Origin of the sequence: Robertkochia sediminum, from assembly GCF_016786255.1 — a bacterium.
Taxonomy (GTDB): domain Bacteria; phylum Bacteroidota; class Bacteroidia; order Flavobacteriales; family Flavobacteriaceae; genus Robertkochia; species Robertkochia sediminum.
Genome location: NZ_JADMKT010000073.1, coordinates 38,088 through 54,160, shown reverse-complemented (window position 1 = coordinate 54,160; position 16,073 = coordinate 38,088). Strand labels below are relative to the sequence as shown.

The following is a 16,073-nucleotide window of genomic DNA, read 5'->3' as shown; positions in this document are numbered from 1 at the left end:
CGGAGCAGAAAATAAAAATTCACGCACACACCTTTATCAGCAAGCCTTCAAAAGAAAAAATAATCAACATAAGGTGTTTATAAACAATGGAGGGTCCTCCCGAAAACCAGTCAAAAAAATGTATTTTTGAGGTTCAGCAAAAAGTATTGTGTTTTGGCAAAATCGGGAAAGAAAGCAACACCTTTAATGAAGCAGTACAACAGTATCAAGGCCAAGTATCCGGACGCCATGCTACTGTTTAGAGTGGGTGATTTTTACGAAACATTCGGGGAAGACGCCGTCAAGGCCGCCAAGATCCTTGGCATTGTACTTACCCAAAGAAATAACGGTAGCGACCGCACCGAACTGGCCGGTTTCCCCCACCATTCCCTGCACACCTACCTGCCAAAACTGGTTAAGGCCGGCGAGCGGGTGGCCATTTGCGACCAGCTTGAAGATCCCAAGCAAACCAAGACCATCGTAAAGCGTGGGGTCACCGAACTGGTAACTCCGGGGGTAGCCCTTAACGACGACATCCTTCGTTCTAAATCGAACAACTTTCTCTGCGCTATTCACTATGGAAAGAAAGGTTTGGGTATCGCATTTCTCGATGTATCTACGGGGGAGTTCCTCACCGCCCAGGGTAATGAAGAGCACATTGACAAATTGCTTCAGAACTTTCATCCGAGCGAGGTATTGGTTTCCAAGAAACACAAAAAGACCTTTCTCGACACCTATCAAAAGGAATATCACAGCTTTTTTATGGAAGACTGGGTGTACCAGGAAGACTATGCCCATGAGACCCTGAACAAGCATTTTAAAACGAGTTCCCTTAAAGGGTTCGGGGTCGACCACCTCGAAGAGGGGATCATCGCTGCCGGTGCTGCCCTGCACTACCTTAGCGAAACCCAGCACCATCAGCTCGACCATATTAACGCCATTACCCGTATTGCCCAGGAAGCATACGTCTGGATGGACCGCTTCACCATTCGCAACCTGGAGCTTTACCAGAGCACTCAGCAACAAGGGGTTACCCTGCTGGATATTATAGACAAGACTATCTCCCCCATGGGTGGAAGGCTCATGAAGCGCTGGATGGCACTACCGCTAAAGAGCACTGCCGTGATCGCCGAACGCCAGGAGGTGGTTACCCACCTTACTGAAGAAGCTATGCTACTCGATAAGGTCGTGCATCAGATCAAGCAGCTCAGCGATATCGAGCGACTCATCTCTAAGGTCGCAACAGGAAAGATCAATCCGCGGGAAGTGATCCAGTTAAAGAACTCCCTGGAAGCCATTGTACCTTTAAGACAGCTGTCCATAAACAGTAGTAACGAAGCCCTGAAGCAGCTGGGAGAAAAGATCAACGAGTGCGAAGCCCTGAGACAACGCATCAAGGAAGTACTTAACGAAGAAGCCCCGGTAAACATCAACAAGGGCAATGCCATTGCTGAGGGGTATTCTGAAGAGCTCGACGAATTACGAAGCATCGCCTTTTCAGGAAAAGACTACCTGGACGCCATGCTCGAGCGCGAATCTGAAGCTACAGGCATCACCTCGCTCAAGATCGCCAGCAACAATGTTTTCGGGTATTACATCGAGGTGCGCAACACCCATAAGGACAAGGTACCGGAAGGCTGGATCAGGAAACAAACCCTGGTCAATGCCGAGCGTTATATTACTGAAGAGCTCAAAGAATACGAGGCCAAGATCCTCGGTGCCGAAGAAAAGATCGGTGTTCTGGAGCAGCAGCTATTCACCCAGCTGGTCGTATGGATGCACGAGCACATCGGGGCAGTACAACAAAATGCTGCCATGGTAGCCCGATTAGACTGCCTTGCCGGCCTGGCCGTTCTGGCAAAAGAAAATAATTATGTGCGTCCACAGATCAACGAAAGCTGCGATCTGAACATCAAAGAAGGGCGTCACCCGGTGATCGAAAAACAACTCCCGCCGGGAGAACCTTATATCGCCAACGACGTATCGCTTAACCGCGACACCCAACAGCTCATTATGATCACAGGTCCGAACATGAGTGGTAAGTCGGCTATTCTCCGACAAACCGCCCTGATCGTACTCATGGCACAGATGGGCAGTTTTGTACCGGCAAGCGCTGCAGAGATCGGGATCGTAGATAAGATCTTTACAAGGGTTGGTGCCAGTGATAATATCTCTATGGGCGAATCGACCTTTATGGTCGAAATGAACGAGACCGCTTCGATCCTGAACAATATCAGTGAGCGCAGCCTGGTATTGCTCGATGAGATCGGAAGGGGTACGAGCACTTACGACGGGATCTCTATTGCATGGGCTATTGCAGAGTACCTGCACGAACACCCATCTAGAGCCAAGACGCTTTTCGCCACCCACTACCACGAGCTCAACGAGATGACCGAGACCTTTGAGCGCATCAAGAATTACAATGTATCTGTAAAAGAGCTCAAGGACAATGTACTCTTTTTAAGAAAGCTGGTTCCCGGTGGCAGTGAGCACAGTTTTGGTATTCATGTGGCCCGTATGGCCGGGATGCCCAACCAGGTGATCTCAAGGGCCAATAAGATCCTGGCCAAACTGGAGAAGTCGCACAGTAGCGAAGAACTCACCAGTAAGTTACAGGATGCCAGGGACGAAATGCAGCTGAGTTTTTTCAATTTAGACGACCCTTTACTGGAGGAGATCAAGGAAGAGATCCTGCACACCGATATCGATACCCTGACCCCAGTTGAAGCCTTAATGAAGCTCAATGAGATCAAGCGCATGTTGGTAAAGAAAAAATCGGGCGTGGCAGAAGCATAGTACCGACCGGAAAACATTCTTTTTGACAAAAAATACTTTGCGTTTTACAGAATTGTATTAAATTTGCGTCCGCAATAAGCTACGAATTACAGCTTATTGAACGTTCATTAGATCATGCGAAAATAGCTCAGTTGGTAGAGCGCAACCTTGCCAAGGTTGAGGTCGCGGGTTCGAATCCCGTTTTTCGCTCAAAAGTCCTATAAAAATACGGGGTTGCATCGACCGCGTATTTTTTTTACCGATGCGAAAGCAGCTCGAGTGGTGGAATTGGTAGACACGTTGGACTTAAAATCCAATGGACAGTAATGTCCGTGCGGGTTCAAGTCCCGCCTCGAGTACAGATGCATAAAAAGCCGAAACTGTCGTTTCGGCTTTTTTGTTTTCAGGAGCTCGTCAAAAACTTGTGTTTGTAAGGGTGACTGGAAACAAAAAAGGAGCAGCCTGCAAAGGTTGCGGCTTTTTTATACTCAAGATGACGTTTCCGGGACTCGCTGAGCGCATGCGAAGCAAATCCCGCTATCCCGGTGATACAGTGATGCGGTGATGCAGTGATGTGGCGACACAGAAAATAGAAGAACCTGCAAAGGTTGCAGCTTTTTATGCCCAAGATGACATGACGTTCACCGAACTTAGTGAACCCTAAACCATCTATTGCCCCATCTTTACTCTTTACTCTTTACTCATACCCCCTTTAATCTTTCAAAGACTGCATATCGATCACAAAGCGGTACTTAACATCGCCCTTCATCACGCGATCCCAGGCCTGGTTGATATCCTGGATGTTGATCATTTCGATATCTGAAACGATATTGTGCTCGGCACAGAAGTCCAGCATTTCCTGGGTTTCCTTGATCCCTCCAATGAGCGAACCGGCAATATGTTTTCTACCAAAGACCAGTCCCATACTGTGCAGGTCTACAGGCGTAGCCCCCAACAACACCATGGTCTTCTCATTTTTTAGCAACGGCATATACGGATTAAGATCATGAGCCACAGGAACTGTATTGAGCAGGAAATCGAAGCTTCCGGCATGGGCCTGCATTTGTTCAGGATCTTTAGATACCAACACCTCTTTTGCCCCCAGGCGCTTCGCATCCTCCCCTTTTTCGGGCGAGGTGGTGATCATGACGGTGTGTGCCCCCATGGCCGATGCAAACTTCACCCCCATATGTCCGAGTCCGCCAAGGCCGATCACCCCCACTTTCATTCCGGGTCCTATCCCCCAGTGCCTTAAGGGCGAATAGGTCGTGATCCCTGCACACAACAGCGGCGGCACTCCTTTGATATCGAGCTTATCGGATACTTTAAGAACAAAATGACTATCTACAACGATCTGTGTAGCATACCCTCCATGGGTTACTCCTCCCATTACAGGGTCGGGACTGGCATAGGTCATGACCATATTCGGGCAAAACTGTTCCAGGCCGTCCTTACAAGAGTCGCATTGCTTACAGGAGTCGACCATACACCCCACTGCTACGAGCTCACCTTTTTTGAACTGACTTACTTCAGATCCGACCTCGGTAACCCGCCCTAAGATCTCGTGGCCGGGTACCACCGGGTATTGTGACATCCCCCAGTCGTTATGAGCTGTGTGGATATCAGAGTGACAAACGCCACAGTAATCGATCTCGATCTTTACATCATTAGCTCCCACCTCCCGGCGATCAAAGTCAAAAGGTTTGATCTCATCTGTTGGAGAATAGGCCGCATATCCCTTGGTATTTGGCATAATTTCTAAGTTTTATTGTGGTTAAACATTGTTGACCTTTAATAGAAGCAGGGGAAGGAAGCACATGGCAAACGAAGGACGTTGAAATTACCAATTAAATTCCTGGTATCAAACAAAATACAGCATCTAAATCACTGAAATACAGCATATTTAACAGTGACCCATCCTTCAGCCTATCGCTTCAAGCATACGAACGGTTCTCTTTTTAAGTTTTCAATGGAAAAGGAAGCTTTACGAAGAAAATAAATTGCTACTTTTAAAAAAAAGAAACCCTAATCCCATTAACCTAATTCAAGACATTATGCACCTTAAAAATCTGATCGCTCTTTTTCTCCTTTTTTCGGGAACCTTTCTTTTCGCACAGGACGCGAAACAGGAGATCGCCAGTGAATTTACTGCATATCAGGATGCGATCGCATCAGGAGAATTCGAAACAGCCATGGAGTATGTCACTCCCGACTTCTTCAATATCTACCCTAAGAAAGAGATCATCACCCTGATGGAGCAGACCTTTAACAATCCCGATATCACCTTCGAGATCAAAGACATGAAGATCGAAAATATCGAAGACGCCCAGGAGATCGACGGGAAACATTATGTGCTTCTCTCCTACTCGAATTTGATGAATATGAAGTTCGCTCCCACCGAAGGAGAAAGTGAAGAAAACAAGAAATCCAGAATAGGGATGACCCGCATCTCCCTGGAGCAAACCTTTGGATCGAACAATGTATCTTACGATCCGTCAACCGACTTTTTCGGGGTCAGAGCCTCCAAATCGGTTTACGCTATTTCTGAGAACGGCAAGACCAACTGGAAGTTTTTGGTGGTAGAAAAAGGCCAGGAAGAGACCCTTCGAAGGTTACTACCGCACCAATTGGTGAACAAAATGTGATCACGACGGTGACGCCTTACCATACAAAAGATCCGACACCCTCCAGCTTAAGGAGTACGTATCGGATCTTTTTTTTATCCTTTCGTTACTGCCAGTTACAGTGATCTAGCAACACCCGGAACCGGGAACACAGCTACCGGATGTGGCGGTGAGCTCCGAAAGCTTCACCTTAGGCTTGGCTTCAGGAATACCACAATTATCTTTTGCCAGGCAATCGGTTTGTGTAGGCACTAATACAAAATGCTTACCGTTAAAATCAAGATTATAGACCTCAATGGTATTTCCCTGATACTCTACTTCCACCTCATGATCATCCAGCAATAAATGCTTTTCAGAAACGGCGATGATATCCTTCAGCTTTGTAGCCTGAAGCCTGTGATCGTAATCATCGGCCGTAAATAGTTGAAAATTGATCACGGTCTCTTTCCTTAAGGTCCCGCCGCAATCAATAAAACGCCTTTGCACCTCTCCGATCTCGGTAACGTGAAAATGCGGTGGCACCACACTTCCATCAGGCAATTCAAAATACAAGGCTTCAAGCCCTGATAAGGCTTCTTTTACTTCTGATAATTTCATACTTGAACGTTTTTATTAAATAATTGATGAATTACAATTTGCTACGGGCGCTTCGATGGCCCCTGTTAGTTTCCGAAGGTAGTCCATGACCATATGCCACCGATCATTGTCAATACAATAACAGATATTCTTCCCGGATATCTCCCCCTTGATAAGCCCCACCCTTTTGAGTTCTGAAAGGTGACGCGATACCGTGGGCTGCGCCAAAGGCACACTTCCTACGACATCGTTACATATACACGACGGACTCTCCGCCAGGAATTCCATGATCGCCAAGCGGGCAGGATGCCCCAGAACTTTCAGAACTTCGGCCATATCCAGGGTCATTTCTCTGAAACCTTCTTTTTTTGTTATTCCCATATTGCAATATTACAATATGATTTTTGAATGAACGTTACATTATGATAAAAAAACATTCATATCCTTAAAGGAAAACAGAACCGGGGTATAAATAGCCATCTTGGATGGTGAGAAGCAAAGCAACGGACGACTTATCCCGAGCTTCCAAATACCATTGCGCAATGCCATTGATTCCATAATACATCCAGAAATGAACACATCCCTTCTTCATGACATCAGTTAAAAAAAAGATCCCGAAGCAATACGCCCCGGGAACTCTTCTAAGATGATTATGTACTGACCTTACTGCCGTGCCTTTTTTATAAATTCATCCACGACATTAGACATATCAAAAGATTTCCCCCCCTGTACCGGCGGATAGTCAGCCAGCGACTGAAGATGCGCCCCCATGAGCTCCCCCATCGGCTGAATAAGCCAGGAAACCTTCTGCAAGAGGTGACCATAAGAATCGGTAGAGTCATAGCTCTCATAGGGATCCATACGAATATTGAATACCAGCGGAACCGTGCGGGGTATCACATTCGCATAATAATCCTCTTTGGTAGAGAAGTGGAATTTCCATGGACCCATTCGAACGGCGGTTAGTTTACTTTCGTAATAATGAAATATATGGTTCCTATTGGAATGGTCTTGTTTTCCCATCCAGTAATCCAGGTTATTTACCCCGTCAATGAATTGATTTTTTTCTTTCATCACCTGTTCGACAACATTCTCAACTCCTGCCGCCACGGCCAGGGTCGTAAACAGATCCTGATGTCCCTGAATACCATTAAGTGCGGTTCCTGCAGGAATATTTCCGGGCCATCTCACCATACAAGGCACCCTCACCCCTCCTTCATAGGTAGTCATTTTTTCACCCCGAAAAGGTGTAGTTCCCCCATGTGGCCATGAGGCGTGCTCAGGTCCATTATCTGTTGAGTAAAGGACGATCGTATTCTCGGCAAGCCCCATTTCATCCAGCCAGTCCAATACATATCCTATATCGTCGTCATGCTGCAACATCCCGGCTCCGTAATAATCAGATTCGCTGGTGTATTTCTCCACTTTTTTAAGCCACTCTTCATGGATACGGGTATACAGGTGCATCCTTGAAGTGTTCAACCATACAAAGAAGGGTTCATCATCATCCTTTGCCCGTTTCATAAAATCTACTGCTTTCGGAATAACTTCTTCCCTATCGAATTCCTTCATACGTTCCTGTGTTAAGGGTCCGGTATCGGTAATGCGCTGCTTTCCTACTTTTCCAAAACGAGGATCTTCAGTATTATCAACTTTATCCGTTGCAAAAGAGTGGATCACCCCACGGGTACCGAATTTCTTTTCGTAATCTTCCAGATTTCCGGAGTAAGCTTTCCCGAAATTCTGATAATCCCTTTGCTCTGCCTCTTCCTGGGTATTCAGGTGATAGAGGTTTCCAAAAAATTCATCAAAACCATGTACGGTGGGCAGGTGTTCGTTACGATCACCGAGATGGTTCTTACCAAAATGCCCTGTAGCATACCCCTCCGCCTTTAGCACTTCCGCCAGGCTTGGCGACGCTGCCTGAAGTCCGAGGGCATCTCCCGGCTGCCCCACTGTAGTCATTCCCGAACGAATGGGATACTGACCGGTAATAAAAGCGGCACGTCCTGCAGTACAAGAAGGCTGAGCGTAATGGTCGGTAAACAGGACTCCTTCTTCTGCGATTCGGTCTATATTTGGGGTCGTATACGCCATTACACCTTGTTCATAACAACTCAGGTTTGACCAGCCAATATCGTCACCCCAGATCACCAGGATATTAGGACGGTTATTTTTTTGAGCATGTACTGTGTAACTTACTGCCAGCAGGACGTAAGTCATAAAAAGTATTCTCACATTTTTCATAAGACATTGGTTGAATGGTTAATGCTAAATTATATCAGATTAGCTACCGCAGGAAGAAGAACACGGATGGATGAGAGGGGGAAGTTGACCCCAATATATTGTATTTCAGCCCTTTAAACCTGTTACGAGAATGTTAAAATCTATAAAAACAACTAAAGCCTGAAACACTGGTGTTCAAGTAAAGAGGCTGCCGTAGCAGCAAATAGAATAATTCGAAAAGTCGTGAATTTACGTTGGTAGGAACAGTGGAATCCCAGAAAAACTAAAGCTCCCCAAATAATCCGGGCATGCGCTTTTCCATCTCAGTAGCGACCATTTGAGCATTAGCATCACCTTTATGCAAGTGAGCGACGATACTTTGATAACTCCCGGCATCCATATCCTGGCTCAGCTTAAACACATGATCAAGGCTTTCTACCTTCACCTCAAATGCGATAATATACTTCAGCAGGCGTTGTACATATTGAGGATCGAGATTCCTGAATACTGTAGGCGAATGATGGTTACCCTTTTCAAAATGCAGGGTAGTCTTTTGCATGATGGCCCTCAGGCCTGCCTCACCCAAAAAGCGTATGCTCCCTTTCGCCTGCACGCTCATAAAATTCCAGGTCGACGCACTTCTCTCCTTAGCATACCAGGTAGCACTTACATAACTTTGAGGGCCAGTGAACACCAGCATGACCTTAGGATTCTCTTGAAAGGCCTTGTGATGTTCTGATCCCCTGATCATATGTCCGCGCAGATAGAGCGAACCATCGGCTTCTTTTTCCAGGAGCACAGGCACCTGGGTGGCAACAGGGTCGAACTTCTTATTACACCCTGAGAGCAAGGCCAGAGGGTGGGCAGCAATAAATTGGTGGATAGCCTCAGGGGTATGGTCTTTATAGTCCGCATGATCGTACATAGTGCTCAAATTCTGTAAAGTTCAGGACCAAGGTAGTTCATAAATTATAATTAAGCATAGAAACATAAGGGCTTGCGGTAGTTCATATAAGATTACGCACCACTCGGCTATAGAACAAGACAAAGGCAAGGAGCATCGCCTATATTTGATACGGATAACCATTTTATTTAAGGCTCATCATGCGCTTCATTACGTATATCATACTCCCCTTGCTACTCGCGACCACAGCCTGTAAGCAAAATAAAGACCAGGCGCTTTCGGGCACAGCGGATGCATCTGAAGACCCAATCGCCATTCCTGCCCCTCCGAAAAATATGATATACATCCCGGGTGGTACCTTCACCATGGGGGCGCGTGATAACGATAGCCAGGCATGGCCTCATGAAAAACCCTCCCATCCCGTAAAAGTCTCACCCTTTTATATCGATAAGACCGAAGTAACCAATGCGCAATTCGCCGCCTTTGTAGCAGCAACCGGGTACCTTACCATTGCTGAACGCGCCATCGATTGGGAAGAAATAAAGAGTCAGCTCCCACCGGGAGCACCCAAACCTCACGATTCGGTGTTACAGCCCGGATCACTGGTATTCAAACAACCCGAACAACCTGTAACCGATCTGAGGAACTACTCCCAATGGTGGGAATGGAAGGTAGGCGCCAATTGGCAACACCCTAAGGGCCCCGGAAGCTCTATAGAAGGCCTGGAAGATCACCCTGTAGTTCACATTGCCTATGAAGATGCGATAGCCTATTGTAATTGGGCCGGACGCCGACTCCCGACGGAAGCCGAATGGGAATTCGCCGCAATGGGCACCCTGAACAAACCGGTTTATCCGTGGGGCGATGAGCGTAGTATCCTGGAACAGAACACCAACAGTTGGACAGGAAAATTCCCCATGTCTAACGACCTGGAAGACGGCTACCTCACCACCGCACCGGTGGGCACATATCCTCCTAACGGCTATGGCTTATACGATATGGCCGGTAACGTTTGGGAGTGGACATCCGACTGGTATGACCCCCGGTATTACAATACCTTATTGCAACAAGGTATTGCCGAAGATCCTAAGGGAGCATCCCGACCTTACAACCCCGCAGACCCCTATGTACAGCAAAGAGTGGTCAAAGGCGGTTCGTTCTTATGCAGCGACAGCTACTGCGCCAGCTACCGCGTATCATCGCGAATGGCTACCAATCTCGACTCCGGCCAGGAACACCTGGGATTCAGAACGGTACTCGATGTAAAAAAATAATGTCAGGCAGAGATCTATGCGATGCTGTAAGGAAGTGCTATTTTTTACTACTACGGGTTAAAACATATACGATATGACGAACACCCCTATAGAAACCCTGTTGTTTTCAGAAAAGCGTTGTGGTATCTGCCAGGTACTCAAGCCTAAATTACGAGAGCTCATGAGTGATTTTCCAGATATTGCCCACCGGGAGATCGATGCCTCAGAGGCACCTGAATTCGCAGCCCAACACACAGTGTTTAGCGCACCAACACTCATTATTATGGCCGAGGGAAAGGAATATCGTCGTTATCACGGATCCTTCTCGGTATTTACCGTGCAGGACGACCTGGAACGATTACGCTCCCTGATGCAATAAATAAAAAGGTCCGGTGTACTAACAGCACACCGGACCTTTTTTTACTAACTAACTTAAAAAACAAACTATTACTTCCCTGAGCGGGAAATCAATTCTGCAAGTTCTTTGGTCTTTTGATGGATACGCATCTCGAGGTAGCAGGCCTCCAGACTTTCAGCCGGAACCTTGTTACATTCGGTAAGCTCCCTGTATTCCTTGATCATATTCGCTAATCTGGACGACAGTTTACCTACCCTGAATTCTACCACCTTTTGCTCGCCCCTGGACTTGAGACGAAGCAAAGCTTCCTGATGCTCTTTGCTTTTGAGTGATTTTTTCATGGGGGTTAGTTTTGATCGAAAGCATAAGTACTTTCAATGGTTGATTAATTTCCTTTTAAATGCAATTTCTATTTAATGTAAGATAAATATTTGAATTTTAATAATTTATCCGTTAAAAGCACTATTCCATAACCTCAGACCTGTATTGTTCACCTTCAGGCAACCTTTACTAAAGATAGTTTTAACAAGACGCCTACTCCAGTCTGATCAAGTACAAACACCTATGAAAAGGCCGGTTTACGCGGGGATCGATCGCGGCAAATTGCCGAACAAGACAGCAGGCTTTGAATGATCAGAACAGGGTACTATCACACTCCATTTCAAGATAGGTCTCATTAATTATGGCTTCTATCTCGTGCTCTTCAAGAAATAAAAAGAAATCACTGCTCTCGCTCAACTCATGGAGCAATGCATGGCAGATCAGTTTTGACCTTCCCAGGCTTTCGCTAACGAACTGGTCTCCCGAAGACATTACGGGAATACCTGTTATCTGCAGGTCGCGCCGGAGATTTTTCAGAAAGGTCTTCTTACAGATGGTTTTCAGAACTTCCTTTTTCATATGGGTAGCAATTTTCAAAAATCGATTGGTTGATTCAAAATTATAGATTCCAATCTACGAAAACGTTTTCGTAATATCATCTTCGTTTAAATGCAGAAAATATCCTGTAACGGTAAAAATTACAAGATTACGGGAAAAGGATCTTCCGACCTCGCCTATGAAAATTGGAAAAAACAGGAAGTAAAAGCAAGAGAAAAAATTGAAAAGGGTATAAACAAAAAAAGCCTTCCCATTAAGGAAAGCCTTTCATTGGTTTAACTACTAAACCAAGACCGCGCCGCAGCGCAATCAAACAACACAACTAATCTTTAACTTGCCAAAAAAAGCCTCATTTTACTGAGGCTTTTCGGGCTTCCGCCTCTGCGGATTGTTGGCGGTCTGGACGGGACTCGAACCCGCGACCCCATGCGTGACAGGCATGTATTCTAACCAACTGAACTACCAGACCTTTCGTGATTGCGGTTGCAAATATACACCCGTTTTTGAATACCACAAACGTTTTGAAGAAAAAAATGAAACTTTTTTCTTCCCTCTCAGGCAAACATTTGTCTTTCAACTAAATATGAAAGCATAATTTTTTGAAGATCTTTTGCCGTATCGGCTTCCACGTACTTGATCTTGTACTGGGCGCACTTCATTTTAAGTGCAGCAAAGAACGCTTCGACCTTCTCTGTATAGGCTTCCCTGATATTTTCGGCAAAGAGATCGAGGGTCTCTCCCGTCTCGATATCGGTAAATCTTCTCGGGGCATTATCAAAATTAAAAGCCACTTCCTTGTCTTTATCGACCACATGAAAAAGGATCACTTCGTGCTTATTGTACTTCAGGTGCCTTAAGGCATCGAACAAAGCCTCCCTGTCTGTTTCCACCTGGAGCATATCGGTAAAAAGAAAGATCATGCTTCTGCGGTGTATCTTTTCGGCAATATGATGCAAATAGGTATAGGTCTTTGTGCCCTGCCCCGGAAGTCGTGGCTCCGACAGTTCCTCAAGGTGGGCCATAAGCTTGTGATAGTGGCGTTCACTACCCCGCTCCGGGGTATAAAGCTCGTAGGTGTCAGAGAACACACTCAATCCCACTGCGTCTCTTTGCCGCTTGAACAACTGCATAAGACAGGCAGCAGCAAGAACTGAGAATCCGATCTTATTAAGGTTGGCAATAGTTTGCTGTTTGACCGGCGGATAATGCATGGACGAAGAGTTATCGATGATCAGATGGCACCGCAAATTGGTCTCCTCCTCGTACTTTCGCGAGTAGAGCTTATCGGTTTTCGCAAAGAGCTTCCAGTCGATATGGCGTGTACTCTCTCCCTGGTTGTAGATCTTGTGTTCTGCAAATTCGGAGGAAAATCCGTGAAACGGACTCTTATGCAGTCCGCTAATAAATCCTTCCACCACTTGTCTTGCAAGCAGTTCCAGGTTCGAAAAAAGTTGCACCTGCTGCAATTCTTCCCGTATGTTCATCGTATTACTCATGGGCTCTTGATTTAGCTTCCATTGGTCTTAAGCAGTAATAAATAAAAGCATTTACAGGCACTTCAACACCATACTTCTCAGCTTCCCTGACCACGTAGCCATTAAAATCGTGTAATTCTGAAGGCCTTCCGGCCATCAGGTCGCGTTGCACTGAGGCAGTCGAATGATACTTCTGGGCATCAATAGCCCGAAAAGCGTTCTCGAGGTCCTTTTCGGTAAGTCCCACCCCCTTATGTTTAGCCAATTCAAGGATCTCTTTTCCTGAAGTTTCCATGAGCGCTCTGATATGCTCATCGGCACGCATGACCCCGATCTCCTGACGGGTAATTGCTCCCATACCGGAGATCATACAGATAAAAAGAAATTTACGCCATACCGCGAGTTGAATATCGTCTGAAAGTATCACATCGATACCGGCCGAACGAAATACCCCTTCAAGAGCAATGGCCCTCTCGGTGCGCTCCCCGTTCACCTCCCCGAAGATCACCTGCGGGTGAAAGGCAAAATGATCGATAATGCCGGGGCCGTCGATCTTAGAGATCACCTTACACAAACCGCCCAGCACCTGCCCGGGATCGAGATGCCCGGTGAGTTTCTCCACACTCTCTACCCCGTTCTGCAAGGGCAAAACGAGTGTATTACTTTTTATGCGACCTGCTAATTGTTGCGCAACCTCTTCCAGTTGCCAGGACTTGGTACACACCAGCACCAGGTCGGGTGCATCGATGGTATCTAAAGTCTCATGTACCTTGTAGGGAAATGCTCTGAAATCCCCATCAATACTTTTCACTTCCAGTCCGTTCTCCCTTATGGCCTTCCCGTGGGTTCCGCGAGCCACGAATTCGACCCGGTGATCGGTAAGGGCAAGCCGGCCTCCAAAGTAGCCTCCAACGCCACCTATACCAACCACAATAATTTGCATGAGTTTACGGTTATGAGATTATAGTGATTAAATTTACTTTATTACTTTTACACATCCAATTTTACTATCCATGAGCAGATCTTTCGAACGCTACCAGCGACGTAAACTTATCTCTTCTTATTTTTCGGTGGTACTGAGCATAGCCCTGGTACTTTTTCTTTTGGGCGTTCTCGGACTTTTGGTGATCAATACCAATAAGCTCGCCGATCATTTTAAAGAGCAGGTGGCGGTAACCGTGTTCCTGAAAGACAATGCCAAAGAGGTAGAGATCACCCAGCTCCAGAAAAGCCTGGCCATGGCACCCTATACCCGATCGGCGCGATTTATTTCTAAAGAAGAAGCGGCCGAAGCTCACAGCAAGGAGATCGGAGAGAACTTCCTCGACTTCCTCGGACACAATCCGCTGCAAAACTCCATTGACGTGCACTTAAAGGCCGACTATGTCGATGCCGACAGTATAGCCCAGATCGCAGATCGCATCGCTCAGAAAGATTATATCGCAGAGGTAGCCTATGACCAGCCTTTGGTTTCCCTCCTCAACGAGAACGTAAAACGAATTAGCTTCTGGATCCTGGTGGCCAGTGGTGCCTTTACCCTTATAGCCGTGCTACTTATCAACAGCTCCATCAGGCTTTCGATCTACTCGAAAAGATTCATCATTAAGACCATGCAAATGGTGGGAGCCACAAAGCGATTTATTCGTCGCCCCTTTATTTTAAAGAGCGTCCAGCTGGGCATCATAGGTGCTGTAATTGCCTTACTTTCTATTGGCGGTCTACTCTACTATCTTTCAGAAACCTATCCTGAGCTCGGACTCCTTGACGACAAACGGCTTTTAGCCATACTTTTTGGCGCAATTTTGACCGGCGGAATTGTTATTACATGGATAAGCACTTATATTGCAACCCAAAGATTCCTGAACCTGAGAACAGACGATCTTTACTATTAAACCACACTCATGAAAAACACATCAGATAAGAAGCAATCTAAGGGAAAAGCGACCCCGGCTGCCGGCAAGGATTTTGTATTTCACCGCAAGAATTACATCGTCATGTTCGCAGGCCTGGCCATTATTGCCCTGGGCTTTTTACTCATGTCTGGTGGTGGCAGTAACGATCCTGAAGTTTTTAATCCGGACATCTACAATTTCAGACGCATCCGTCTGGCCCCTACCCTGGTATTGATCGGACTAGGTATCGAAGTGTATGCCATCCTGATGAATCCCCATAAGAACAACTAATACCTAACGCCTGCGCCCCGCGAACGCTATGGAAACTCTAGACGCCATTATCCTTGGTATTATCCAGGGACTCACAGAATTTTTACCGGTATCATCCAGCGGACACCTCGAATTGGGAAAAGCCATTCTCGGCGACCAGATGGTGCCCGAAGAGAGCATGCTCTTTACCGTGGTTCTTCACTTTGCCACGGCGCTGAGTACTGTAGTGGTATTTCGAAAAGATGTTGCTGAAATTCTCGGAGGCCTCTTCAATACAGAATGGAATGAAGAAAAGAAGTTTTCGCTAAAGATCATCATCTCTATGATCCCGGCAGTGCTGGTAGGCACCTATTTTGAATCACAGCTGGAAGCCTTATTTAGCGGCAATGTACTTCTGGTAGGGTTCATGCTTATCGTAACAGCCCTGCTCCTGTACCTGGCAGACAAGGCCAAGGCCACCCTGAAAGACGTAAGCTACAACAACGCATTTGTTATCGGGGTATCACAAGCCATCGCCATGCTCCCCGGTATTTCGCGAAGTGGCGCCACCATTTCGACCTCCGTACTCCTGGGGAACGACAAGACCAAGGCAGCGCGATTCTCATTCCTTATGGTGGTTCCGTTGATCATGGGTAAGATCTGCAAAGACATCCTGTCGGGGGAACTCACTTACGAAAGTGCCCAGGTAAAAGTATTGGGTATCGGATTCCTCGCTGCTTTTATCTCCGGTATTGCGGCTTGTACCTGGATGATCTCCCTGGTACGACGCAGCAAACTTGTTTATTTCTCTTTCTACTGTTTTATTGTAGGGCTACTGGCCATTGTACTCGGGTATTATTATAACTAACTTTGCGCACGCAAC

Annotated in this window: 16 protein-coding genes and 3 tRNA genes; 9 read left to right on the top strand and 10 right to left on the bottom strand. The window is 46.5% G+C overall.

The genetic code is table 11. The features are described 5' to 3' along the window. The first annotated feature begins 153 nt into the window (after positions 1–153). The 3 genes from mutS (at position 154) to IS446_RS06210 (ending at position 3,113) form a co-directional block, all read left to right on the top strand. Positions 154–2,775, top strand: a complete 2,622-nt coding sequence (mutS, locus tag IS446_RS06220; protein WP_235996424.1) for a DNA mismatch repair protein MutS — start codon at positions 154–156, stop codon at positions 2,773–2,775. A gap of 116 nt (positions 2,776–2,891) precedes the next feature. Next, positions 2,892–2,964: transfer RNA gene (locus IS446_RS06215), tRNA-Gly, on the top strand. A 63-nt stretch (positions 2,965–3,027) separates the two neighbouring features. Continuing rightward, positions 3,028–3,113: transfer RNA gene (locus IS446_RS06210), tRNA-Leu, on the top strand. Positions 3,114–3,466: 353 nt separating this feature from the next. On the opposite strand, the gene IS446_RS06205 is transcribed toward IS446_RS06210, so the two are convergent. Continuing rightward, the gene (locus IS446_RS06205) at positions 3,467–4,507 is read right to left on the bottom strand and encodes an NAD(P)-dependent alcohol dehydrogenase (protein WP_203059146.1); all 1,041 of its coding nucleotides are present in this window, start codon (positions 4,505–4,507) and stop codon (positions 3,467–3,469) included. A gap of 301 nt (positions 4,508–4,808) precedes the next feature. On the opposite strand from IS446_RS06205, the gene IS446_RS06200 reads away from it, so the two are divergent. Next, positions 4,809–5,399, top strand: a complete 591-nt coding sequence (locus tag IS446_RS06200; RefSeq protein WP_203059145.1) for a Cif family virulence factor — start codon at positions 4,809–4,811, stop codon at positions 5,397–5,399. A gap of 105 nt (positions 5,400–5,504) precedes the next feature. Here IS446_RS06200 and IS446_RS06195 read toward each other — a convergent pair whose 3' ends face one another. The 4 genes from IS446_RS06195 to IS446_RS06180 all read right to left on the bottom strand — a co-directional run bounded on the left by IS446_RS06195 (position 5,505) and on the right by IS446_RS06180 (position 9,105). Continuing rightward, positions 5,505–5,975 (bottom strand): DUF6428 family protein, encoded by a 471-nt coding sequence (locus IS446_RS06195; protein WP_203059144.1) that lies wholly within the window; start codon positions 5,973–5,975, stop codon positions 5,505–5,507. 15 nt (positions 5,976–5,990) lie between these two features. Continuing rightward, on the bottom strand, positions 5,991–6,335 hold the full coding sequence (locus tag IS446_RS06190) for an ArsR/SmtB family transcription factor (RefSeq protein ID WP_203059143.1): 345 nt from the start codon (positions 6,333–6,335) through the stop codon (positions 5,991–5,993). Between the two features lie 282 nt (positions 6,336–6,617). Continuing rightward, entirely contained in the window at positions 6,618–8,177 is a 1,560-nt protein-coding gene (locus tag IS446_RS06185; protein WP_235996423.1) for an arylsulfatase, read from the bottom strand. A gap of 286 nt (positions 8,178–8,463) precedes the next feature. Next, a complete protein-coding gene (locus tag IS446_RS06180; RefSeq protein ID WP_203059141.1) occupies positions 8,464–9,105 on the bottom strand; it encodes an FMN-binding negative transcriptional regulator in 642 nt (213 codons plus the stop codon). A gap of 179 nt (positions 9,106–9,284) precedes the next feature. Between IS446_RS06180 and IS446_RS06175 the strand changes: the two genes are divergently transcribed. Together IS446_RS06175 and IS446_RS06170 are read left to right on the top strand one after the other, a co-directional pair. Beyond that, entirely contained in the window at positions 9,285–10,358 is a 1,074-nt protein-coding gene (locus IS446_RS06175) for a formylglycine-generating enzyme family protein (RefSeq protein ID WP_203059140.1), read from the top strand. A 73-nt stretch (positions 10,359–10,431) separates the two neighbouring features. After that, positions 10,432–10,716 (top strand): thioredoxin family protein, encoded by a 285-nt coding sequence (locus IS446_RS06170; RefSeq protein ID WP_203059139.1) that lies wholly within the window; start codon positions 10,432–10,434, stop codon positions 10,714–10,716. A 68-nt stretch (positions 10,717–10,784) separates the two neighbouring features. On the opposite strand, the gene IS446_RS06165 is transcribed toward IS446_RS06170, so the two are convergent. From IS446_RS06165 to IS446_RS06145, 5 genes are all read right to left on the bottom strand, one after another. Beyond that, positions 10,785–11,036: a hypothetical protein gene (locus tag IS446_RS06165; protein WP_203059138.1), complete on the bottom strand. Its 252-nt coding sequence runs from the start codon at positions 11,034–11,036 to the stop codon at positions 10,785–10,787. Positions 11,037–11,328: 292 nt separating this feature from the next. After that, positions 11,329–11,595, bottom strand: a complete 267-nt coding sequence (locus IS446_RS06160) for a hypothetical protein (RefSeq protein ID WP_203059137.1) — start codon at positions 11,593–11,595, stop codon at positions 11,329–11,331. Between the two features lie 371 nt (positions 11,596–11,966). Beyond that, a tRNA-Asp gene (locus IS446_RS06155) sits at positions 11,967–12,043 on the bottom strand. 85 nt (positions 12,044–12,128) lie between these two features. Then, entirely contained in the window at positions 12,129–13,058 is a 930-nt protein-coding gene (locus IS446_RS06150) for a DUF58 domain-containing protein (RefSeq protein ID WP_203059258.1), read from the bottom strand. A 4-nt stretch (positions 13,059–13,062) separates the two neighbouring features. Next, positions 13,063–13,992, bottom strand: coding sequence for a ketopantoate reductase family protein (locus IS446_RS06145; protein ID WP_203059136.1), 930 nt, complete (start codon positions 13,990–13,992; stop codon positions 13,063–13,065). Between the two features lie 70 nt (positions 13,993–14,062). On the opposite strand from IS446_RS06145, the gene IS446_RS06140 reads away from it, so the two are divergent. The 3 genes from IS446_RS06140 to IS446_RS06130 are packed head-to-tail and all read left to right on the top strand — an operon-like array spanning position 14,063 to position 16,058. After that, the gene (locus tag IS446_RS06140) at positions 14,063–14,941 is read left to right on the top strand and encodes a cell division protein FtsX (protein ID WP_203059135.1); all 879 of its coding nucleotides are present in this window, start codon (positions 14,063–14,065) and stop codon (positions 14,939–14,941) included. A gap of 9 nt (positions 14,942–14,950) precedes the next feature. Continuing rightward, positions 14,951–15,232 (top strand): DUF3098 domain-containing protein, encoded by a 282-nt coding sequence (locus IS446_RS06135; protein WP_203059134.1) that lies wholly within the window; start codon positions 14,951–14,953, stop codon positions 15,230–15,232. Between the two features lie 28 nt (positions 15,233–15,260). Beyond that, positions 15,261–16,058, top strand: a complete 798-nt coding sequence (locus IS446_RS06130; protein WP_203059133.1) for an undecaprenyl-diphosphate phosphatase — start codon at positions 15,261–15,263, stop codon at positions 16,056–16,058. Positions 16,059–16,073: the final 15 nt, after the last annotated feature.